The following is a 21880-nucleotide window of genomic DNA, read 5'->3' on the forward strand; positions in this document are numbered from 1 at the left end:
CGATACCCAACAACCGGCCTGCACGGCCGGGCTTTTCGGGCGGGAATCCAGCCGAGTTCGAGATCGAGCATTGGGAGTCGGCGACGACTCCTTGTTGGGCATCACTTCGTTCAGCGCCAACCTACGCACCAACCGACCGCTGAACGGAATTGCGATTGGGGCGGGGCTTCAGCGGCGCGGTGGAACCGGGCGGGTGCGGCCGCTGCCGTCGATGGCGACGAAGACGAACACCGCTTCGGTGACCTTGCGCCATTCGCTGGACAGCGGATCGTCGCTCCACACTTCGACCAGCATCTGAATCGAGCTGCGGCCGATCTCCAGGGTCTGGCTATAGAAGGACAATTGCGCGCCTACGGCCACCGGCACCAGAAAGGCCATGCGGTCGATGGCGACGGTGGAGACCCGGCCACCGGCGACCTTGCTGGCCATGGCCGTTCCGGCGAGATCCATCTGCGAGACCAGCCAGCCGCCATAAATATCGCCAAAGCCGTTGGTTTCACGCGGTAAGGCGGTGATTTGCAGGGCCAAGTCACCCTGGGGGGTTGGATCTTCTTGTTCGAGTTCGATCATGCCTAGGGTGCCTCTGACCCATAACTCTTTAAGTGGGGCGTGGTGATCGGGCGACTCTGCAACCCGGCTATTGAGCCACGGCGTATTCGCAGAAGCCCCGACCGCTCTAGCTGGGCTTGTGGCCTGGCGAGCGGCTGATAACGGGCAGTATATCGGGCGTTGCGTCTGGCGACGACTGCCCGGTTCCAGAAATGACTGGCTAGATGTCAGAGGCTGTGTCAGTTCCCGGCAATTTGTTATCGTGCGGCACCTGCCGGGCGGGCCTGCCGTACCGCCGGCTGCTGTCTGCCTTTGAGAAGCCTAACGCCATGTCATCTGTGTCCACTAGCGCTGTGCTGCCGTCACGTTCGCTGACCCGCAGCGACTATAAAACTCTGTCGTTGTCTGCCTTGGGCGGTGCGCTGGAGTTCTACGACTTCATCATCTTCGTGTTCTTCGCCGCCGTCGTCGGCAAGCTGTTCTTCCCGGCAGAAATGCCCGAGTGGCTGCGGCAGATGCAGACCTTCGGGATTTTTGCCGCCGGTTACCTGGCGCGCCCGCTCGGCGGCATTGTGATGGCGCATTTCGGCGATCTGCTCGGGCGCAAGAAGATGTTCACCTTGAGCATCTTTATGATGGCGGTGCCGACGCTGCTGATGGGCCTGCTGCCGACCTATGCGCAAATCGGCCTCTGGGCGCCGATCATTCTGCTGTTCCTACGGGTGATTCAGGGCGCGGCGATTGGTGGTGAAGTGCCCGGCGCCTGGGTGTTCGTCGCCGAGCACGTGCCCACGCGGCATGTCGGTTACGCCTGCGGCACCCTTACTTCTGGGCTGACCGCCGGCATTTTGCTCGGCTCGCTGGTGGCGACGCTGATCAACAGCATATATAGCGCAGAGGAAGTACTGGCCTACGGCTGGCGGATTCCGTTCTTGCTCGGCGGCGTGTTCGGGCTGTTCTCCGTCTATCTGCGCCGCTGGCTGCACGAGACGCCGGTGTTCGCCGAGTTGCAACAGCGCAAGGCGCTGGCCGCGGAAGTGCCGCTGAAGACGGTGGTGCGCGACCACCGCGGCGCGATCCTGTTGTCGATGCTGCTGACCTGGGTACTGTCAGCCGGAATCATCGTGGTAATCCTGATGACCCCGACCCTGTTGCAGACCCGGTATGGCTTCGACGCGGCCACCGCGCTGCAAGCCAATAGCCTGGCCATCGTCTTCCTCAGCTTTGGTTGCGTCGCGGCGGGCGCCCTGGCCGACCGTTTTGGCGCTGGGCGGGTCTTTGTGGTCGGCAGCCTGTTGCTGCTGGCGAGCTCTTGGACCTTCTATACCCGCCTCGGCGCGCATCAGGATTGGCTGTTCCCGCTGTATGCGCTGACTGGTTTGTGTGTCGGCGTGATCGGCGCGGTGCCCTATGTGATGGTCAACGCCTTCCCGGCGGTGGTGCGTTTTTCCGGCTTGTCGTTCTCCTACAACCTGGCTTACGCCATCTTCGGTGGGTTGACGCCGATGGTGGTGACGCTGCTGCTTAAGGCCGACCCCCTGGGCCCGGCCTATTACGTTGCCGCGCTGTGCGGGCTGGGTCTGCTGATTGGCCTCTACCTGTTGCGTAAAGACCATCGAGCGTAGGGTGGGTTAGGCCGTAGGCCGTAACCCACCAACCGGCGCAACGCGCCGGCAATCGCGATAGCTTTCGGTGTCTCTGGCGGGTTGCACCCGCCCTACAAAAGCAATAAGGCCCGCTATTTGCGGGCCTTATTTTTATGCTGGCCTTTAATCTAATTGTCACATTCGGTTCATAGAGTGTTCATACGGCCTGCAGATACTTGGGCCCGTTCCATCACACCCCTATCCTGCTAGGAGTAAGGCATGAAACTGAAGCGTTTGATGGCGGCCCTGACTTTTGTCGCCGCTGGCGTCGCCACCGCAAGCGCGGTTGCCGCTGTTGACCCGGCTATTCCGGCCTACACCAAGACCACCGGTGTCTCCGGCAACCTGTCCAGCGTCGGCTCTGACACCTTGGCTAACCTGATGACTCTGTGGGCCGAGGAGTACAAACGTCTGTACCCGAACGTCAACATCCAGATCCAGGCAGCCGGCTCCTCCACTGCACCGCCAGCACTGACCGAAGGCACCGCTAATCTGGGCCCGATGAGCCGCAAGATGAAGGACGTCGAGCTTCAGGCTTTCGAAGAAAAGTATGGCTACAAGCCGACTGCCATCCCAGTTGCGGTCGACGCCCTGGCCGTGTTCGTGCACAAGGACAACCCGATCAAGAGCCTGGACATGGCCCAGGTGGATGGCATCTTCTCCGCCACCCGCCTGTGTGGCGGCGGCAACGTCAAGACCTGGGGCGACCTGGGCCTGACCGGCGACCTGGCGAAGAAGCCGGTTCAGCTGTTCGGCCGTAACTCGGTATCCGGCACCTATGGCTACTTCAAGGAAGAAGCCCTGTGCAAAGGCGACTTCAAGGGCAATGTCAACGAGCAGCCGGGTTCCGCCTCGGTGGTGCAGTCGATCAGCCAGTCGTTGAACGGTATCGGTTATTCCGGTATTGGCTACAAGACTGCGAGCGTCAAGGCTGTCGCGCTGTCGAAGAAAGGCGGCGAAGCTTTTGATGCCACCGAAGAGAACGCCCTGAACGGCAAGTACCCGCTGTCGCGCTTCCTGTTCGTTTACGTCAACAAGGCGCCGAACAAGCCATTGGCTCCGCTGGAAGCCGAGTTCGTGAAGATGGTGCTGTCGCAATCCGGCCAGCAAGTTGTGGTCAAGGACGGCTACATCCCGGTTCCGGCCAAAGTGGCTGAGAAAGTGCTGAAAGAACTGGGCTTGTAATACGCCCAGGTATTAGGTGGCTTATTGGCCGCCTCGATATGAATGCTCAAGCGAGGCTGGGTGATCCCTGACCTCGCATTTCGCAAGCCCGCTACTAGTGTTACTGGTCGGCGGGTTTTTTGCGTCACTGCGTTGTCATGTTTCTGTAATACAGAGCCGCTAGGGTGTGCGCATGAACGATTTGGCCAACTCCACCATGACTGCTAATCCCCCTCCGGTGCGGATTGATTTCAATACGCCCGAACTCAAGCGTAAGCGCCGCCTGCGTGCGCTTAAAGATCGCCTGACCCGTTGGTACGTGCTGGTCGGCGGCCTCGCCGTGCTCGCAGCGATCACACTGATTTTCTTCTACCTCGTCTACGTGGTGCTGCCACTGTTCCAGGGTGCCGAGCTGACTGCCAAGAAAGTGCAGAGCCCGGCCTGGTTGCAGGACTCCGGTAAGCCGCTGCTGCTCACCATCGAAGAGCAAAACCAAGTCGCCATGCGGGTGTCCGCCAAGGGCGAGGTGGTGTTCTTTGCCGCGAAAACGGGAGCAGAGCTGAAACGCGTCAGCTTGCCGCTGCCGGCCGGCACCCAAGTGGTCTCGCTCGGTCAGGACCAGCCCGGCACTAACTTGGTCGTGCTGGGCTTGTCGAATGGTCAGGCATTGGCGTTCAAGCATGTCTACAAAGTGACCTACCCGGACAACAAGAAAACCATCAGTCCGCAGATTGATTACCCCTACGGCCAGGCGCCGCTGGGCCTGGACCCGCAGGGCCGTGCGCTGGAGCATGTCAGCCTCAGCGTGAATGGCGACACCCTGTTGCTGGCCGCCTCCACCGGCAATGAACTGCACCTGCTGTCGCTGGCGCAGGAAGAGAACATGCTGACCGGCGAGACCACGCTGGAACAGGAGCGCATTGCCCTGCCGCAGATCGCCGAGCCGATCAAGGCGATGTATATCGACCCGCGCCAGCAGTGGCTGTATGTCCTCAACGGACGGGCGCATGCCGATGTCTACAACCTGCGTGAACGTTCGCTGAACGGCCGCTACAAACTGCTGGACGATGCCAATACGGAAGTCACCGCCAGCACTCAGTTGCTCGGCGGCATTTCGCTGATCATCGGTAACTCCAAAGGCGGTATCGCCCAGTGGTTCATGGCCCGTGACCCGGATGGCGAGCCGCGCCTGAAGCACATTCGCGACTTCCAGCAGGGCACTACGCCGATTGTCCAGATCACCCCGGAAGAGCGCCGCAAAGGCTTCGTCGCGTTGGACGCCAGCGGCAAGCTGGGGGTATTCCATAGCACCGCCCAGCGCACCTTGTTAATTGAACCGGTCGTCGATGGCGCTGGCTTGCTGGCCCTGTCGCCGCGGGCCAACCGGGTGCTGGTCGAGGCCGGTAACACCTTGCAGCCGCTGACCTTGAACAACCCGCACCCGGAAGTCTCCTTCAGTGCGCTGTGGGGCAAGGTCTGGTACGAGAGCTACGACGAGCCCAAACACATCTGGCAGTCGACGGCCGCCAACACCGAGTTCGAGCCCAAGCTGAGCTTGGCGCCGCTGACCTATGGCACGCTGAAAGCCGCCTTCTACGCCATGCTCCTGGCAGCGCCACTGTCGATTGCCGCGGCGATCTACACCGCCTACTTCATGGCGCCGCGCATGCGCCGAAAGGTCAAGCCGGTGATCGAGCTGATGGAGGCGATGCCGACGGTGATTCTCGGTTTCTTCGCCGGCCTGTTCCTGGCGCCCTATGTCGAAGGGCATCTGCCGGGGATCTTCAGCCTGTTGGTGCTGACCCCCATCGGCATTCTGCTGGCCGGCTGGCTGTGGAGCCGGTTGCCGGAGTCGATCCGGCTGCGAGTCCCGGAAGGTTGGGAAGCCCTGACGCTGATTCCGGTGGTGCTGTTGATCGGCGCGCTGGCGCTGGGCATGAGCCCGCACATGGAAAACTGGTTCTTCGCCGGCGACATGCGCCTGTGGATTTCCAATGACCTGGGCATCACCTATGACCAGCGCAACGCCCTGATCGTCGGCCTGGCGATGGGTTTTGCGGTGATCCCGAACATCTACTCGATCGCCGAAGACGCCGTGTTCAGTGTGCCGCGCAGTCTGACCCTCGGTTCCCTGGCGCTCGGTGCGACGCCGTGGCAGACCATGACTCGGGTGGTGATCCTGACCGCCAGCCCGGGGATTTTCTCGGCCTTGATGATCGGCATGGGCCGCGCCGTCGGTGAGACCATGATCGTGCTGATGGCCACCGGTAACACCCCGGTCATGGAGATGAACCTGTTCGAAGGCATGCGCACCCTGGCCGCGAACGTGGCGGTGGAAATGCCCGAGTCGGAAGTAGGCGGCAGCCATTACCGCGTGCTGTTCCTCTCCGCGCTGGTGCTGCTGATGTTCACCTTCGTGATGAACACCATGGCCGAACTGATCCGTCAGCGCCTGCGCAAGAAATACGCAGCGCTATAAAACACGGCCTCCACAGGAGGCCCATCTGATGGTCCTCGCCCCTCGGGGAGAGGGTGGCCCGTAGGGCCGGGAGAGGGTTGGTTCGGCTTGCATGGCCTCCCTCTCCCCCAGCCCCTCTTCCTGAAGAGAGAGGGGAGAACTGAAACCAAGGTAGAACTCCGTGAAACAGAATTCTCTCAAAAGCTGGTTCAAGAGCGGTTCACCGGGTGTCTGGCTGAGCGGTGGCGCGGTGTCGATCGCGGTGATCATGACCCTGGGCTTGCTGCTGGTGATCGCGGTGCGCGGCCTCGGCCATTTCTGGCCGGCGGACCTGTTGCAGGCGCGTTATGAAGTGCCGGGGCAAGCGGTGCATACCCTGATAGGCGAGGTGGTCCAGGCCGAAGAGGTGTCACGCGCCCGCCTGCAAGGCGCTGGCCTGCCGGTACCGGAGCAGGGCCCGGAGTTCATGACCCGTGAGCTGATCAAGGTCGGCAACCGCGATGTGTACGGCAGCGACTTTACCTGGGTGGTTGGTGAATGGCTGGTGGGGCAAAGCAAGCCGGCCGAGCTGATGGCCCTGGAGCGCCGAGAGTGGGGCAACTTCTATGGCTACCTGGTCAGCGTCAAGGAACAGGGCAAGGTCATTGCGCAAGGCGAGGCCGGCTGGCCGACGCTGCAGGAGCGCATTGCCCGCGTCGTGGGTTTGGCCAAGCAGCTCAAGCAGCTCGAGAAGCAAGACATTGGCGCTATCAACCATGAGCTCGAACGCCTGCGGCTGAAGTCGCGCAAGCTGGAGCTGGATGGCAAGTTGGATGCTGCTGCGCAGGCCGATATTGCCGCAGAGGTCGCCGAGTTCGATGCGCAATACAAGGCTTTGGAAGGTCAGTTGCTTGAGCTGCACCAAGCGGTTGATCGCGACAGCATTGTGGTTCGCGAGGCCGATGGCAAAGAGCTGGAAATCAGCCTGGGCAAGATCGTCCACGCCTACCAGCCGAACGCCATGGGTTTGCTCACCAAGGTCGGCATGTACTTCAGCAAGTTGTGGGAGTTCCTCAGCGACGACCCGCGTGAAGCCAACACCGAAGGCGGCATCTTCCCGGCGATTTTCGGCACCGTGATGATGACCCTGATCATGGCGGTGATCGTCACCCCGTTCGGCGTGCTGGCGGCAGTCTACCTGCGTGAATATGCACGCCAGAACGCGTTGACCCGAGTGATCCGCATCGCGGTGAACAACCTCGCCGGGGTGCCGGCGATCGTCTACGGCGTGTTCGGCCTGGGCTTCTTCGTCTATGTGCTGGGTGGCTCGATCGATCAACTGTTCTTCCCGGAGGCCTTGCCGGCGCCGACTTTCGGTACCCCGGGGCTGTTGTGGGCCTCGCTGACCCTGGCGATTCTCGCGGTGCCGGTGGTGATCGTGGCCACTGAAGAAGGTCTGGCGCGGATTCCGCGGGCGGTGCGTGAAGGCTCCCTCGCGCTCGGTGCAACCAAGGCCGAGACCCTGTGGAAGGTGGTGCTGCCGATGGCCAGCCCGGCGATGATGACCGGCATGATCCTGGCCGTGGCACGTGCAGCCGGTGAAGTAGCGCCGTTGATGCTGGTTGGGGTGGTCAAGCTGGCGCCGTCGCTGCCGGTGGATGGCAACTACCCGTACCTGCACCTGGACCAGAAGATCATGCACCTGGGTTTCCATATCTACGACGTCGGCTTCCAGAGCCCCAACGTCGAGGCCGCGCGGCCGCTGGTGTACGCCACCGCTTTGTTGCTGGTGCTGGTGATCGCCGGGCTCAACCTATCTGCCGTGGCCATCCGTAACCACCTGCGCGAGAAGTACAAGGCGCTGGATCACTGATAGCTTAAAGCCCCCTCTCGCCACTGGTGAGAGGGGATGGCTCAACGAACGAATTGTTAGCGTATGGAGTTTCCCATGCAGCATGAAGCGCAGCCCCACGGCATCAACATCTCTGCCCTCGGCCGTGAAAAACAGAATCTGCAACTGGCTGAAGAAGCCGTGACCCTGGAAGTACCTGGTTTGAGCTTGTTCTACGGCGACAAGCAGGCGCTCTTCGACGTCAAGATGAATATCCCCAAGCAGCGCGTCACCGCCTTTATCGGCCCGTCCGGTTGCGGCAAGTCGACCCTGCTGCGCTGCTTCAACCGCATGAACGATCTGGTCGACGGCTGTCGGGTGGACGGCGCGATCAATCTGGATGGCAGCAACATCTATCGCAAAGGCGAAGATGTGGCCGAACTGCGTCGGCGCGTCGGCATGGTGTTCCAGAAGCCCAACCCGTTCCCCAAGAGCATCTACGAGAACGTCGCCTACGGCCTGCGTATCCAGGGCATCAACCAGAAGCGCGTGCTCGATGAAGCGGTCGAGTGGGCCCTCAAGGGTGGTGCGCTGTGGGACGAGGTCAAAGACCGCCTGCACGAGTCGGCGCTCGGCCTCTCCGGTGGTCAGCAGCAACGTCTGGTGATCGCCCGCACCATCGCCGTTTCGCCGGAAGTGCTGCTGCTGGATGAGCCGTGCTCGGCGCTCGACCCGATCTCGACCCTGAAAGTGGAAGAGCTGATCTACGAGCTGAAGTCCAAGTACACCATCGTCATCGTTACCCACAACATGCAGCAGGCGGCGCGGGTTTCCGATTACACGGCGTTTATGTACATGGGCAAACTGATCGAGTTCGGTGATACCGATACGCTGTTCACCAACCCGGCCAAGAAGCAGACTGAAGACTACATCACCGGTCGCTACGGCTAGTTCAGGCAGTTCCCTCTCCCCCCTGGGGAGAGGGTTAGGGAGAGGGGATAGTGGGGCTAGCGCCCTCTCCCCGGCCCTCTCCCTGAAGGGAGAGGGAGTAACAGCGGCCACTACAGGATTCCCCGAGATGATCAGCAAAGACAGCCTTACTCATCACATCTCTCAGCAGTTCAACGCCGAGCTGGAAGAGGTGCGCGGTCACCTTCTGGCCATGGGCGGCCTGGTTGAGAAGCAGGTCAACGACGCGGTGACCGCGCTGATCGACGCCGACTCCGGGCTGGCCCAGCAGGTGCGCGAGATCGACGACCAGATCAACCAGATGGAACGCAACATCGACGAGGAGTGCATCCGTATCCTCGCTCGTCGTCAGCCGGCGGCTTCCGACCTGCGCTTGATCATCAGCATCTCCAAGTCGGTGATCGACCTCGAGCGCATCGGCGACGAAGCGACCAAGATCGCCAAGCGTGCTATCCAGCTGTGCGAAGAAGGCGAGGCTCCGCGCGGTTACGTCGAGGTGCGGCATATCGGCGATCAGGTGCGCAAGATGGTTCAGGAAGCGCTGGATGCCTTCGCCCGTTTCGATGCCGATTTGGCGCTGTCGGTGGCCAAGTACGACAAGCAGATCGACCGCGAATACAAAACGGCGCTGCGCGAACTAGTCACCTACATGATGGAAGACCCGCGCTCGATCACCCGCGTGCTCAGCATCATCTGGGTGCTGCGCTCGCTGGAGCGCATCGGCGACCATGCACGCAACATCGCCGAACTGGTGATCTATCTGGTACGCGGCACCGACGTGAAGCATCTCGGTCTCGCGCGGATGGAAGAGGAAGTGCTAGGCAGCGCGGATAAAACCAAAGACAACTAAGTACTCGCGCTCAAGCCTTGAACGCTGTCACGACGCCTGGCCCTGTGCCGGGCGTTGTGCTTTCTGCTGGCCGGTGACGCTGGCTGCTCCGGCTAATGCACTGCATCGGCAATCCAGTTTGGCAATTGGCCAGCCGCCAGGGCTATGCTTAGCGCCATTCGTGGAATGGGGTGGTCGATGAGCAAAGTCAGTGTGCTGGTGGTGGATGACGCGCCGTTTATCCGCGACTTGGTGAAAAAAGGCCTGCGCAATCACTTTCCAGGTATCCAAATCGAAGAGTCGGTGAACGGGCGCAAGGCCCAGCAACTGCTTGCGCGGCAAAGCTTCGACCTGATTCTTTGCGACTGGGAAATGCCCGAGCTGTCGGGCTTGGAGCTGCTCAGTTGGTGCCGTGAGCAGGACAACCTGAAGAGCGTGCCGTTCATCATGGTCACCAGCCGTGGTGATAAAGACAACGTGGTGCAGGCAATCCAGGCCGGGGTTTCCGACTTTATCGGCAAACCCTTCAGCAACGAGCAACTGATCACCAAGGTCAAGAAGGCCCTGAGTCGGGCCGGTAGGCTGGAGGTCCTGGTCGCCAGCGCGCCGGGCAAGCCGATGAACTCGGCCTTCGCCAACGACTCGCTGTCGGCGCTGACCGGCGGTAGAGCCGATGTGGTCAAGCCGATCGCGCCGCCTGCCAGCGTCCGTCCGCTGGCAGCGGCACCGGCGACCTCGGCCAAGCCCGCAGCACCGGCGCCCGGCGGCCGTGGTCAAGGTCAGCTACGGTTGCCCGGCGGCAACCTGGCGTGCGTGATCAAAGCCCTGAGCCTGAAGGAGGCCTTGCTGGTGGTGAAGCGAGTCGAGTTGCTGCCGCAAGTGCTGGAAAGCGCAGTGCTCGATCTGGAGCAGGGCGAGGGTGGTGAAGTGGCCCGCTTGAACGGTTATCTGCACGCCGTCGCCGCGTTCGAGCCGAAGCCGGACAGCGAATGGCTGCAGCTAAACTTCCGCTTCGTCGACCGTGATCCACAGAAGCTCGATTATCTGTCGCGCCTGATCGCCCGTGGCTCGGTGCAGAAGCACTTCGTCCCCGGTGCGTAGGGTGGGTTAGCCGCGTAGCGGCGTAATCCACCATCCGGCCCGCAGGGGCGGCGCTTTCCCCCGGCATTTGGTGGGCTCTACAAAACCTACGCGAGCTTCGTCACAGCCCGACCGTCGGTATCTCGCGTGCGGTAGGGCACGCTGCTAGTCTTGCCAGCTCAGATACCCATAACCATAAGAACTGTGCAGTTATGCTAGGGCGCATATTCCTTCTCTGTGGTCTGCTCGCCACGGCCAGTCCGGCTGCGGCCTTGACCATCTATAAATACACCGACGCCAATGGCGTGGTCACCTACACCGACAAGGCCAAGGCGGGCGCGCAAGTGTTCGTCTTTCGCGACCGGATGGTCGAGCGGCTGGAGTTGCAGGTAAAGCTGGAAACCAAGAAGCACGCGGCCGGCGAAACCTTGCTGGTGCGCAATGACCTGTACGCCCCGGTGGAAGTGGAGCTGCGTTTGACGGGGGTGGAAAACGCCTCGGGTGCGCCGGACGAGCCGATTCGCTGGGTGCTGCCGGCGCGCAGCAAGATTCGCCTGGCGACTCTGGCCCCACTTGACCCGAACAAACCACTGCACTACACGCCGAAGCTGCGCACCGCCCTCGGTGACCCGCGACTACAGCCGCTGCTCTACGACTATCCGCTGCCTTGGCGGGGCGGGCCGTTTCGGATGACCCAAGGGGCGAATGGCAAGTACAGCCACTTCACCCCGAAGGGCCGTTACGCCATCGACATCGCCATGCCGGAAGGCACGCCCATCGTGTCGGCGCGGGCGGGGGTGGTGGTGAAAACCGAGAACGGTCAAAGCGGCCGTGGCAACAACCCTTCCGGCAACTATGTGCGCATCCTGCATGACGACGGCACCATGGGCGTCTACCTGCACCTGATGCGCGGCTCGGTGCTGGTCAGCGAAGGCCAGCGCGTCGAGCTCGGCACGCCACTGGCGCGCTCCGGCAATACCGGCAACAGCAGCGGCCCGCACCTGCACTTCGTGGTGCAGCGCAACGTCGGCCTGGCGCTGGAGTCGATTCCTTTCGACTTCGCCCAGCCGGTCAACAGCCTGCCGAACTTCGCCGTCGGCGGCGAGTGAGGCAGCGGGCGCAGCCCGAGATGGAACAGCCTATGTGCCGGTCGGGTTCGGTTGCTGAGCCTGGCCCTGCTAGGCGAACAGTCAGCCGGCCCGCTGCTCGAAGGTCACTTGCTTGCGCGTACTGAGCAGGAGACTGGCGGTATCGATGTCGCCTGCCTGTCGGCATTGGCGGATCAGGGGGCTGCTGATGCGCTGGTCCTTGTAACGCAAGGTCGGGGCGCGCTCGAGGCCGAAATAGCCTTTTGCCGAGGTCCGCTGCGAAGCAGCCGTTCTGCTCGATCGCCGCATAGGCGAGGTTGTTGCGGTGCACGCAGACCAGCAGCGGCTCGGCGGACACCGAACTCATGGCGCTGACGGTGACGCCGAAGCGCCCGGCGGGGCCGTCGGTGGTGATGACATTGACGCCGGTGGCGCACTTGCCCATGGCGGCGATGAAATCGGCCGGGGCTAACGGGCTGGGCGCGGTGGGGGCGGTCAGGGCAACTGCGGGAGCATTCATCGCACGAATCCAATGCGTGGCGATGTAGGTGGGAGTGATTCTGCGAGCGCCGTGGGGTTCGCGAAGTTATCTAATTTGTCGCGGCTGAAGCTAAAAAACCTATATCCAAAGCCTTCTGCCATGCAGGCTCCGCGCTTTCCGTGCGGGCAGCTTTTTCCTAGCCAGCGAGTACAAAAATCATAATTTCGCGAATCCCTGGTTCTGAACAGAATGCGGCCAACACCCACAGATAGCCGCAACAGTAGAACAACAATGTTCAGAATCAGAGGAGGCAAGCCATGACCGACCTGAATCAAACCGCCTTTCAGAAGTACACAGGCATGACAGTTGAAAAAATAGAAATAGATACGCTTGTTGTTGGCGCCGGTCAGGCCGGCGTGGCCATGAGTGAACACCTGAGCAAACTCGGGGTGCCCCACCTCGTCCTGGAGCGCAATCGTATCGCCGAAGGCTGGCGCACGGGACGCTGGGATTCGCTGGTTGCCAATGGTCCGGCCTGGCACGATCGTTTCCCGGGTCTGGAGTTCGACGATCTCGAGCCCGACGCCTTTGCCCCGAAAGAGCGGGTTGCGGCTTATTTCGAAGCCTATGCCAAGAAGTTCAACGCCCCCATCCGCACCGGTGTGGAAGTGAAGAAGGTGGAACGCAATGCTGGCCGCCCGGGCTTCACTATTGAAACCTCCGAGGGCGTGATCGAGGCCAATCAGGTGATTGTCGCAACCGGCCCCTTCCAGCGCCCTGTTGTTCCGCCGATCGCTCCTAAAGATGAGAAGCTCACACAGATCCACTCTGCCGAGTATCGTAATCCTGAGCAACTGCCCGAGGGGGCTGTGCTGGTGGTGGGTGCCGGGTCGTCGGGTGTGCAGATCGCGGATGAGCTGCAACGTGCCGGCAAGCAGGTCTACCTTTCGGTCGGCGCGCACGATCGCCCGCCACGCGCCTATCGCAACCGTGACTTCTGCTGGTGGCTCGGCGTTCTCGGTGAATGGGATGCGGAGGGCGTCCAGCCGGGCAAGGAGCATGTCACCATCGCAGTAAGCGGTGCGCGTGGCGGCCATACGGTTGACTTCCGCAGACTTGCCCATCAGGGGATGACGCTCGTTGGCCTGACCAAAGCGTTCAATGAAGGTGTGGTGACCTTCGCATCGAATCTTGCGGACAACCTTGCTCGCGGTGATGAGAACTATCTGGCGCTGCTCGATGCTGCTGACGCCTATATCGCCCGCAATGGTCTGGACCTTCCGGAAGAACCTGAAGCCCGCACCATGCTCCCGGATCCGGAATGTGTGACCAACCCCATTCTTGAGCTCGATCTGGCCGAGGCCGGCGTGACCTCGATCATCTGGGCAACGGGCTATTCAGTTGATTACAACTGGCTGAAGGTCAACGCCTTCGACGCAAACGGCAAGCCGCAGCATCAGCGCGGTGTTTCGACCGAGCCTGGCGTCTATTTCGTGGGCCTGCCGTGGCTGTCGCGTCGTGGCTCCGCGTTCATCTGGGGCGTTTGGCACGATGCCAAGCATATTGTTGACCACATCGTAAAACAGCGCACCTATCTCGACTATCGGGATGCCTCGCAACGCCAGGCAGAGGCTGATCTAAAGCAAATGCCTGATGGCGCACAGCCCGATTCGCACATTCAAAAAGCCAGCCTTATGGGAGTCCGTTGATGCCTACTCACACCCGCATCCGCATGTTCAACACCAAAGACACCTACCCGAACCAGACGCTCGACAACGACCTGTGCCAGGCCGTGCGCGCCGGCAACACCGTGTATGTCCGTGGCCAGGTGGGTACCGATTTCAACGGCCAGCTGGTCGGCCTCGGCGACCCGCGTGCCCAGGCCGAACAGGCAATGAAGAACGTCAAGCAACTGCTGGAAGAGGCCGGCAGCGACCTCAGCCACATTGTCAAGACCACCACCTACCTGATCGACCCGCGCTACCGCGAGCCGGTCTACCAGGAGGTCGGCAAGTGGCTCAAGGGCGTGTTCCCGATCTCCACCGGCCTGGTGGTCTCCGCTCTCGGCCAGCCGCAATGGCTGATGGAGATCGACGTGATCGCCGTGATTCCTGACTGAGGTGATGTGATGACCTTCTCCATAGTCGGCCGTTGCGCCGAGACCGGCCAGCTCGGCATTGCCATAAGCTCTTCCAGCATCGCCGTGGGGGCGCGCTGCCCCTGGCTGCGCGCCGGGGTCGGCGCGGTTGCCACGCAGAACATCACCCTGCCGGCCCTCGGCCCGGATATTCTCGACCTGCTGGACGCCGGACTGGCGCCTCTCGCGGCGATGGATCGGGCGCTGGCCAGCAACGGGTTCAGCCAGTACCGCCAGCTCGCGGTGATCGACAGCCAGGGCCGTACCGCGCTGTTCACCGGCAGCGAGGCGCTCGGCGTGAATAACGCCGTGGCCGGCGAGCAATGCGTGGCGGCCGGCAATCTGCTGGCCGGCCCGCAGGTGATCGCGGCCATGGTCGCCGCCTTCGAGGCGCATGCCGGCGAGCCCCTGGCGGATCGCCTGCTGGCGGCCATGAACGCTGCGGTTGCGGCTGGTGGCGAGGCCGGGCCGGTGCATTCGGCGGCGCTCTCGGTGGTCAGCGATCTGCTTTGGCCGCTGGTCGACCTGCGGGTGGACTGGGCCGAGGAAGACCCGCTCGGCGAGCTGGGCAAGCTGTGGAGCGCTTACCGGCCGCAGATGCAGGACTACGTCACCCGCGCGCTGGACCCGACCCAGGCGCCGAGCTACGGCGTGCCTGGCGATGAGTGAAGCGCGCAGCCGTGAACTGCTGGCCCAGCTGATCGCCTTCAACACCGTCAGCCGCGAATCCAATCTGGCGCTGATCGAATTCATCCGCGACTACCTGGCCGGCTTCGGGGTCGAGAGCGAGCTGTTGTTCAACGCCGAGCGGACCAAGGCCAACCTGTTCGCCACCCTCGGCCCCCGGGACTGCGGCGGGGTGGCGTTGTCCGGGCATACCGACGTGGTGCCGGTGGAAGGCCAGGCCTGGACGGTCGATCCGTTCAAGTTGAGCGAACAGGACGGCCGGCTCTATGGCCGCGGTACGGCGGACATGAAGGGCTACCTGGCCTGCGTGCTGGCGGCGGTGCCGCGTTTTCTCGCGCAGCCGCTGCGCCTGCCCGTGCATCTGGCATTTTCCTATGACGAGGAGGTCGGCTGTCTCGGCGTGCGCTCGTTGCTGGACGCACTGGAACGGCGCGAGCACAAGCCGATCGTCTGCATCATCGGCGAGCCGACCGAGATGCGCCCGGTGCTCGGGCACAAGGGTAAGCTCGCCATGCGCTGCTGTGTGCAGGGCGCCGCCTGCCATTCGGCCTATGCGCCGCAGGGGGTGAATGCCATCGAATACGCCGCCCGGCTGATTGGCAAGCTCGGTCAGATCGGCGAACGCCTGGCCGCGTCGGGCCAGCATGACGCGCGCTTCGACCCGCCCTATTCAACGGTGCAGACCGGCGTGATCAGCGGCGGCAGGGCGCTGAACATAGTCCCCGCTGAATGCCAGTTCGATTTCGAGGTACGCGCCTTGCCGGACTTCGATGCGCAGCAGGTCGCCGAACAACTGCAGGATTACGCCACGACCGAACTGCTGCCGAAGATGCAGGCGATCCAGGCCGAGACGACGATCCGTTTTCAGCCGCTGAGCGCTTATCCAGGCCTGGCGACCGATCCGCAGAGTGAAGCTGCTGAATTGATCGCGCTGCTCAGTGGGTCACGCGAGTTCGGCACCGTGGCCTTCGGTACCGAAGGCGGCCTGTTCGCTCAGGCGGGTATTCCAACCGTGGTCTGCGGCCCCGGCAGCATGGACCAGGGGCACAAGCCGGACGAGTTCGTCAGCATCGAGCAGTTGCGGGCCTGTGATGGGTTGCTGGACAGGCTGGCGGAGCTGCTCCAGGCCGGCGCCTAGAAGTAGGGCGGATGAAACCCGCGCGTTGGCGAGGCCAGGCGGGTTGCACCCGCCCTACATGGCTCACTCGCCAGGCGTTTCGGTTTGCGGCGCCAGCTGCTCCTTGCAGTAGTCGACGAACAGTTGTGCCGGCTTGGTCAGCGGTGCGCGTTTCAGCCAGGCGGCCACCAGCCCTGAGGTGGTCACCGGCTCGGCGATCTCCAGCATCACCACCTTCTGCCCGTCGTAGGTGCACTCCGAGTGCGGGCGGGTGACCAGCACCGAGAAGCCGAAACCCTGGCCGACCATGCCGCGGACCATCTCGATCGACGGTGAGCTGAAGGCGATATGCGGGCTCAGGCCGAGCTCCTCGAACAGGCTGACGAAATAGGTGCGGCTCGGCTGCACGTCGAGCAGGATCATCGGCTCCAGCGCCAGGTCGCGAAGTGACACCTGCGCCTGATGGGCGAAGCGGTGGCCGTCCGGTAGCAGCGCGTAGGGGCGCTGCGGAGGCATCAGTGGCTCGGTTTCGATGGTCGAGTCGAGGTCGTGCTGGTAGAGGATCGCCAGGTCGAAACGCCCGGCGGTCAGGCCCTGCACCAGCTCCTGCTGCTCGCCGTCGCGCAGGCGGATTTCCACCCCCGGATAGAGCGCGTTAAAGCCGGCGATCAGGCGTGGCAGGTAGAGCGGGGCGACGGTCTCGAAGCAGCCGATATCGATCTGCCCGGCCACCACATCGAGGTCGGCCAGGGCGTTCTGTTCGAACTCCTTGGCCATGCGCAGCAGTTCCTGGGCCTTGCGGTAGAAGCGCGCACCACCTGGGGTCAGCGACACACCCTGGGCATGATGGCGGATGAGCAACTGCAGGCCAAAACTCTCTTCCAGCCCCTTGATCGCGGTGGAGATCGATGGCTGGGCGATATACAGCTTGCGCGAGGCCTCGGCCACGCTGCCGCATTCCACGGTGGTCACGAAATACTTCAGTTGCCGCAGGGTATAGGAAGCCACAAAAACCTCGTTTTTTGCCCGCACGCCGGTGAATCGAAAGGGGGCAGCTTATTGTCATTAATGGGCCAATCCGCGAAGCTCCAGGCTCAGCAATTTGCGCGACTCACGAACTCGAGCGCTGGCGCAAAGCCGCTATTTTCCTGCTCTGGCGGAGCCCTCGCGAACAGAATCCAGCGAGCCGCCGCAAGCTTGCCCCGGCAGCTCCGGCGGAGCATGTGCGCCACTGCACAATAACCCAGCACGCTGCACTTTGTTGGGGCTGGGCTAACCAGCTTTTTCGTATACCCCGAACACATATTTAATATTTTTCCTAAGCCGCACCTTCGGCCACTATCGATCGCATCCAAAACCACCATGACCGGCCATGATCGGTCGCAGGCGAGGGAGCTCGGTAGTGTTCGAACTCAGTGATTGGCAACAACGTGCGCGTACCCAGCGCTTCATCGACCGGGCCCTAATCGGCGGCCGGCAGGTCGCCGCCGAGTCCGGCGCGACCTTCGCGGCGATCAACCCGGCGACCAACCGGCTGCTGGCGAATGTCGCCGCCTGCGGTGCCGCCGAGGTCGACGCCGCCGTGCGCGCCGCGCGTCAGGCCTTCGATAGCGGCCCCTGGGCGCGCATGGCACCGGTGGAGCGCAAGCGCGTGCTGCTGCGCCTGGCCGAGCTGATCCTGGCCAATCGCGAGGAACTGGCCCTGCTCGATTCGCTGAACATGGGCAAGCCGGTGATGGACGCCTACAACATAGACGTGCCGGGCGCCGGCGGGGTGTTCGCCTGGTATGCGGAAAGCCTCGACAAGCTCTACGACCAGGTCGCGCCCACCGCGCAGAACGCCCTGGCCACCATCACCCGCGTGCCGCTCGGGGTGGTCGCGGCGGTGGTGCCGTGGAACTTCCCGCTGGATATGGCGGCCTGGAAGCTCGCCCCGGCGCTGGCCGCAGGCAACTCGGTGGTCCTGAAGCCGGCCGAGCAGTCGCCGTTCTCCGCCTTGCGCCTGGCCGAACTGGCGCTGGAAGCCGGGCTGCCGGAAGGCGTGCTGAGCGTGGTGCCGGGTCTCGGCGAGAGTGCCGGCAAGGCGCTCGGCCTGCACCCGGATATCGACTGCCTGGCCTTCACCGGCTCGACCGAAGTCGGCAAATATTTCATGCAGTACTCGGCGCAGTCGAACCTCAAGCAGGTCTGGCTGGAGTGCGGCGGCAAGAGCGCCAATCTGGTGTTCGCCGATTGTCAGGATCTCGATCTGGCGGCGGAGAAGGCCGCCTTCGGCATCTTCTTCAACCAGGGCGAGGTCTGCTCGGCCAACTCGCGGCTGCTGGTGCAGCGCTCGATCCACGATGAGTTCGTCGAGCGCCTGATCGCCAAGGCCCGCCACTGGCAGCCGGGCGATCCGCTGAACCCACAAAGCCGCGCCGGTGCCATAGTCGACACGCGGCAGGCCGATAGCGTGATGGGCTTTATCGACAGCGCCCGCACCAGTGGTGCGAACTTGGTCTGCGGTGGCCAGCGTCTGAGCTACAACGGCTCGAGCAACTTCATCGAGCCGACCATCTTCACCGGCGTGGGTGCGGACATGCGCCTGTCCCGTGAAGAGGTGTTCGGCCCGGTGCTGGCGGTGACCCCCTTCGATGACGAAGAGCAGGCCGTGCGCCTGGCCAACGACAGCGTCTACGGGCTGGCTGCCTCGCTGTGGAGCGACGACCTCAACCGCGCCCATCGTGTGGCCCGGCGCCTGAATGCCGGCACCGTGTCGGTGAATACCGTCGACGCCCTCGACGTCAGCGTGCCCTTCGGCGGCGGCAAGCAGTCCGGCTTCGGCCGCGATCTGTCGCTGCACTCCTTCGACAAGTACACCCAACTGAAGACCACCTGGTTCCAGCTGCGCTGAGAGTCGGGGGCCCATTACAACAACAAGAGCGGGAAATACAGATGACTGAAAGTACAAGCCTACCCTTACAGGCGCCGGCGTCGGCGACCGCCGCGACGCCGGGCGGCCTGCGCCGGGTGCTCGGCCTCGGCTCGCTGCTGGCAGTGGCCGTCGGGGTGGTGGTGTCCCAGGGCGTGATGGTGCTGATGCTGCAAGGTGTCGGCGTCGCCGGGCCGGGCTTCCTGATCCCGCTGGGGCTGGCCTATCTGTTGGCGCTGACCTACGCGTTTTCCTTCTCCGAGCTGGCGTTGATGATCCCGCGAGCGGGCAGCCTGAGCAGCTACACGGAAGTTGCCATCGGCCAGTTCCCGGCGATCCTGGCGGTCTTCTCGGGTTACGTGGTGGTGGCCATGTTCGCCCTGTCCGCCGAACTGCTGCTGCTCGACCTGATCATCGGCAAGGTCTATCCCGGGGTGTTCCCGCAGTTCAGCGTCGCCTTCGGGGTGCTTGGCCTGTTCACCCTGCTCAACCTGCTGGGCCTCGACATCTTCGCCAAGCTGCAGACAGTGATGGCGGTAGTCATGGTGGTGGTGCTGCTGCTGCTGGGGCTGAGCGCTCTCGCCAGCGATACGCCAGTGCTGGAGCCCGCTGCATTGCTCGGCGGCGACTGGAATCCGCTCGGCGTGGGCGTGTTCGCCCTCACCGCGATGGCTGTCTGGGGCTTCGTCGGCGCCGAGTTCGTCTGCCCGCTGGTGGAGGAGACGCGCCGGCCGGAACGCAATATCCCGCGCTCGATGATCATCGGCCTGAGCATCATCTTCGCGACCATCGCTCTGTATTGCCTCGGCGCGCTGCTGACGGTGCCGCAGGCGGAGTTGGCGAGCAACGGCCTGCCGCATTACCTGTTCGCCACCACGGTGTTCGGCGAGAGCGGCCAGCTGTTCCTAGTAGCCGCGGCGATCACCGCCACCTGCAGCACCCTCAACTCCTCGCTGGCGGCGATTCCACGGATGCTCTACGGCATGGCGCAGAACGGCCAGGCCTTCCCGCTGTTCAAGCGCCTCAGCCCGCGGGCCCGTACGCCTTGGGTGGCCGTGCTGTTCGTCGCGGCCATCACCGGCCTGCCGATCCTGCTGATGGGCCAGGACGCGGCAGCGATCAACCTGTTGCTGCTGGCCGCCGCCCTGGCCTGGCTGCTGGCCTACATCATCACCCACATCGACGTGATCGCCCTGCGCCGGCGCTACCCGCAGATCGCCCGGCCGTTCCGTACGCCCTTCTATCCCTGGCCGCAGGTCATCGGCATCGCCGGCATGCTCTACGCCATCTGGTACGCCTCGCCGGCGCCGGAAATGACCGGGAAGATCTTCGGCATCGCCGGGCTGGTGCTGGGCCTGGTGTCGCTGATCGCGATCCTCTGGATCAAGCTGGTGATGCGCAAGCCGCTGTTCGTGCCCGAGCCGCTTGAAAAGGCGCTGAACCCGGACCAAGCCTGAAGGCTGCAAATTCAGAAGTACTGTTGATACCCCCTGAGGGGAGGAGAGCTGTGATGAATACCCAGATTAAGGGAAACCGTGAAACCCGTGAGTACCAGGCGCTGGACGCCGCCCACCATATCCATGCCTTCCTCGACCAGAAGGCGCTGAATGCCGAGGGCCCGCGGGTAATCGTGAAGGGCGAGGGCCTGTACCTGTGGGACAACGACGGCCAGCGCTATCTGGACGGCATGTCCGGCCTGTGGTGCACCAACCTCGGCTACGGCCGCAAGGACCTCAATGCCGCCGCCGCCCGCCAGCTCGAGCAGCTGCCGTACTACAACATGTTCTTCCACACCACTCACCCGGCGGTGGTGGAGCTCTCCGAGCTGCTCTTCAGCCTGCTGCCCAGCCACTACAGCCACGCGATCTATACCAACTCCGGCTCCGAGGCCAACGAGGCGCTGATCCGCACCGTGCGCCGCTACTGGCAGATCCTCGGCAAGCCGCAGAAGAAGATCATGATCGGTCGCTGGAACGGCTACCACGGCTCGACTCTGGCCGCGACCGCCCTGGGCGGGATGAAGTTCATGCACGAGATGGGTGGCATGATCCCCGACGTTGCGCACATCGACGAGCCCTACTGGTACGGCCACGAAGGCGACCTGACGCCGGCCGAGTTCGGCCTGCGCGCCGCCCGCCAACTGGAAGAGAAAATCCTCGAACTGGGTGCGGAAAACGTTGCGGCCTTCATCGCCGAACCGTTCCAGGGCGCCGGTGGGATGATCTTCCCGCCGGAAAGCTATTGGCCGGAAATCCAGCGCATCTGCCGCCAGTACGACGTGCTGCTGTGCGCCGATGAGGTGATCGGTGGCTTCGGCCGCACCGGCGAATGGTTCGCCCATGAATACTTCGGCTTCGAGCCGGACACCCTGTCGATCGCCAAGGGTCTGACTTCGGGTTACATCCCGATGGGCGGGCTGGTGCTTTCCAAACGCATGGCCGAGGTGTTGGTGGAGCAAGGCGGGGTGTTCGCCCACGGCCTGACCTACTCGGGGCACCCGGTGGCCGCCGCCGTGGCTACCGCCAACCTCAAGGCGCTGCGCGACGAGGGTGTGGTCACTCGGGTCAAGCAGGAGACCGGCCCCTATCTGCAACGCTGCCTGCGCGAGGTGTTCACCGATCACCCGCTGGTCGGCGAAATCCAAGGTGCCGGGATGGTCGCCGCCCTGCAGTTCGCCGAGGACAAGGCCACGCGCAAGCGCTTTGCCAACGAGGCCGACATCACCTGGAGCTGCCGCACCCATGGTTTCGAAGAGGGGTTGATCATCCGCGCCACCCTCGGCCGGATGATCATGGCGCCGGCCCTGGTGGCCAGCCACAGCGAGCTCGATGAACTGGTGGAGAAGACCAAGCGCGCGGTGGATCGCACAGCGCAGGAACTGGGGCGGCTGTAAGCCGGCCCCGGCGTTCCATTCCCCGTACTACCTATCACGCCGGCCCGTAGCGGCCGGCGCG

General features: G+C 63.3%; 18 protein-coding genes and 1 pseudogene. 15 read left to right on the plus strand and 4 right to left on the minus strand.

From position 1 onward, the window contains the following. Positions 1-168: 168 nt before the first annotated feature. Positions 169-570 carry an acyl-CoA thioesterase gene (locus tag D3879_RS05980; RefSeq protein WP_119953150.1) on the minus strand — a complete coding sequence of 134 codons (402 nt, stop codon included), beginning with the start codon at positions 568-570 and terminating at the stop codon, positions 169-171. A gap of 308 nt (positions 571-878) precedes the next feature. Here D3879_RS05980 and D3879_RS05985 point away from each other — a divergent pair, with 308 nt between their 5' ends. The 8 genes from D3879_RS05985 (at position 879) to D3879_RS06020 (ending at position 11614) form a co-directional block, all read left to right on the plus strand. Further along, positions 879-2174 carry an MFS transporter gene (locus D3879_RS05985; RefSeq protein WP_119953151.1) on the plus strand — a complete coding sequence of 432 codons (1296 nt, stop codon included), beginning with the start codon at positions 879-881 and terminating at the stop codon, positions 2172-2174. A 240-nt stretch (positions 2175-2414) separates the two neighbouring features. After that, positions 2415-3380, plus strand: a complete 966-nt coding sequence (locus D3879_RS05990; protein WP_119953152.1) for a PstS family phosphate ABC transporter substrate-binding protein — start codon at positions 2415-2417, stop codon at positions 3378-3380. A 172-nt stretch (positions 3381-3552) separates the two neighbouring features. Then, positions 3553-5838 (plus strand): ABC transporter permease subunit, encoded by a 2286-nt coding sequence (locus D3879_RS05995; protein WP_119953153.1) that lies wholly within the window; start codon positions 3553-3555, stop codon positions 5836-5838. A gap of 160 nt (positions 5839-5998) precedes the next feature. Then, positions 5999-7669, plus strand: a complete 1671-nt coding sequence (pstA, locus tag D3879_RS06000) for a phosphate ABC transporter permease PstA (RefSeq protein ID WP_119953154.1) — start codon at positions 5999-6001, stop codon at positions 7667-7669. A gap of 75 nt (positions 7670-7744) precedes the next feature. Then, a complete protein-coding gene (gene pstB / locus D3879_RS06005) occupies positions 7745-8578 on the plus strand; it encodes a phosphate ABC transporter ATP-binding protein PstB (RefSeq protein ID WP_119953155.1) in 834 nt (277 codons plus the stop codon). A gap of 127 nt (positions 8579-8705) precedes the next feature. Then, positions 8706-9446 carry a phosphate signaling complex protein PhoU gene (gene phoU, locus D3879_RS06010; protein WP_119953156.1) on the plus strand — a complete coding sequence of 247 codons (741 nt, stop codon included), beginning with the start codon at positions 8706-8708 and terminating at the stop codon, positions 9444-9446. Positions 9447-9623: 177 nt separating this feature from the next. Beyond that, positions 9624-10526 (plus strand): response regulator, encoded by a 903-nt coding sequence (locus D3879_RS06015; protein ID WP_119953157.1) that lies wholly within the window; start codon positions 9624-9626, stop codon positions 10524-10526. Between the two features lie 191 nt (positions 10527-10717). Next, complete coding sequence (locus tag D3879_RS06020) at positions 10718-11614, plus strand: peptidoglycan DD-metalloendopeptidase family protein (protein WP_119953158.1); 897 nt, start codon at positions 10718-10720, stop codon at positions 11612-11614. 81 nt (positions 11615-11695) lie between these two features. On the opposite strand, the gene D3879_RS27430 is transcribed toward D3879_RS06020, so the two are convergent. Together D3879_RS27430 and D3879_RS26900 are read right to left on the minus strand one after the other, a co-directional pair. After that, positions 11696-11824: a hypothetical protein gene (locus tag D3879_RS27430; protein ID WP_274381378.1), complete on the minus strand. Its 129-nt coding sequence runs from the start codon at positions 11822-11824 to the stop codon at positions 11696-11698. A gap of 55 nt (positions 11825-11879) precedes the next feature. Continuing rightward, a pseudogene (locus D3879_RS26900) lies at positions 11880-12113 on the minus strand (flavin reductase family protein); the annotation flags it as partial. A gap of 278 nt (positions 12114-12391) precedes the next feature. Here D3879_RS26900 and D3879_RS06030 point away from each other — a divergent pair. Genes D3879_RS06030 through argE form a run of 4 tightly spaced genes read left to right on the plus strand, consistent with a single transcriptional unit; the run spans position 12392 to position 16036 of the window. Next, positions 12392-13783 (plus strand): flavin-containing monooxygenase, encoded by a 1392-nt coding sequence (locus D3879_RS06030; protein WP_119953159.1) that lies wholly within the window; start codon positions 12392-12394, stop codon positions 13781-13783. Further along, positions 13783-14193: a RidA family protein gene (locus D3879_RS06035; protein ID WP_119953160.1), complete on the plus strand. Its 411-nt coding sequence runs from the start codon at positions 13783-13785 to the stop codon at positions 14191-14193. The genes D3879_RS06030 and D3879_RS06035 overlap by 1 nt, the downstream gene beginning before the upstream one ends. A gap of 9 nt (positions 14194-14202) precedes the next feature. Beyond that, positions 14203-14880, plus strand: a complete 678-nt coding sequence (locus tag D3879_RS06040; RefSeq protein WP_119953161.1) for a DUF1028 domain-containing protein — start codon at positions 14203-14205, stop codon at positions 14878-14880. Next, complete coding sequence (gene argE / locus D3879_RS06045; protein ID WP_119953162.1) at positions 14873-16036, plus strand: acetylornithine deacetylase; 1164 nt, start codon at positions 14873-14875, stop codon at positions 16034-16036. The genes D3879_RS06040 and argE overlap by 8 nt, the downstream gene beginning before the upstream one ends. 63 nt (positions 16037-16099) lie before the next feature. Here the strand turns inward: argE and D3879_RS06050 are convergent, their stop codons facing one another. Continuing rightward, positions 16100-17023, minus strand: a complete 924-nt coding sequence (locus tag D3879_RS06050) for a LysR family transcriptional regulator (RefSeq protein WP_119953163.1) — start codon at positions 17021-17023, stop codon at positions 16100-16102. Positions 17024-17417: 394 nt separating this feature from the next. On the opposite strand from D3879_RS06050, the gene D3879_RS06055 reads away from it, so the two are divergent. From D3879_RS06055 to D3879_RS06065, 3 genes are read left to right on the plus strand one after another with little or no spacing between them, the layout of a single operon-like run. Next, positions 17418-18908, plus strand: a complete 1491-nt coding sequence (locus D3879_RS06055; RefSeq protein ID WP_119953164.1) for an aldehyde dehydrogenase — start codon at positions 17418-17420, stop codon at positions 18906-18908. 41 nt (positions 18909-18949) lie between these two features. Then, on the plus strand, positions 18950-20383 hold the full coding sequence (locus D3879_RS06060; RefSeq protein ID WP_119953165.1) for an amino acid permease: 1434 nt from the start codon (positions 18950-18952) through the stop codon (positions 20381-20383). 53 nt (positions 20384-20436) lie between these two features. After that, positions 20437-21819 carry an aspartate aminotransferase family protein gene (locus D3879_RS06065; RefSeq protein WP_119953166.1) on the plus strand — a complete coding sequence of 461 codons (1383 nt, stop codon included), beginning with the start codon at positions 20437-20439 and terminating at the stop codon, positions 21817-21819. The last annotated feature ends 61 nt before the right edge of the window (positions 21820-21880 follow it).

The organism is Pseudomonas cavernicola, assembly GCF_003596405.1.
GTDB classification, from domain to species: domain Bacteria; phylum Pseudomonadota; class Gammaproteobacteria; order Pseudomonadales; family Pseudomonadaceae; genus Aquipseudomonas; species Aquipseudomonas cavernicola.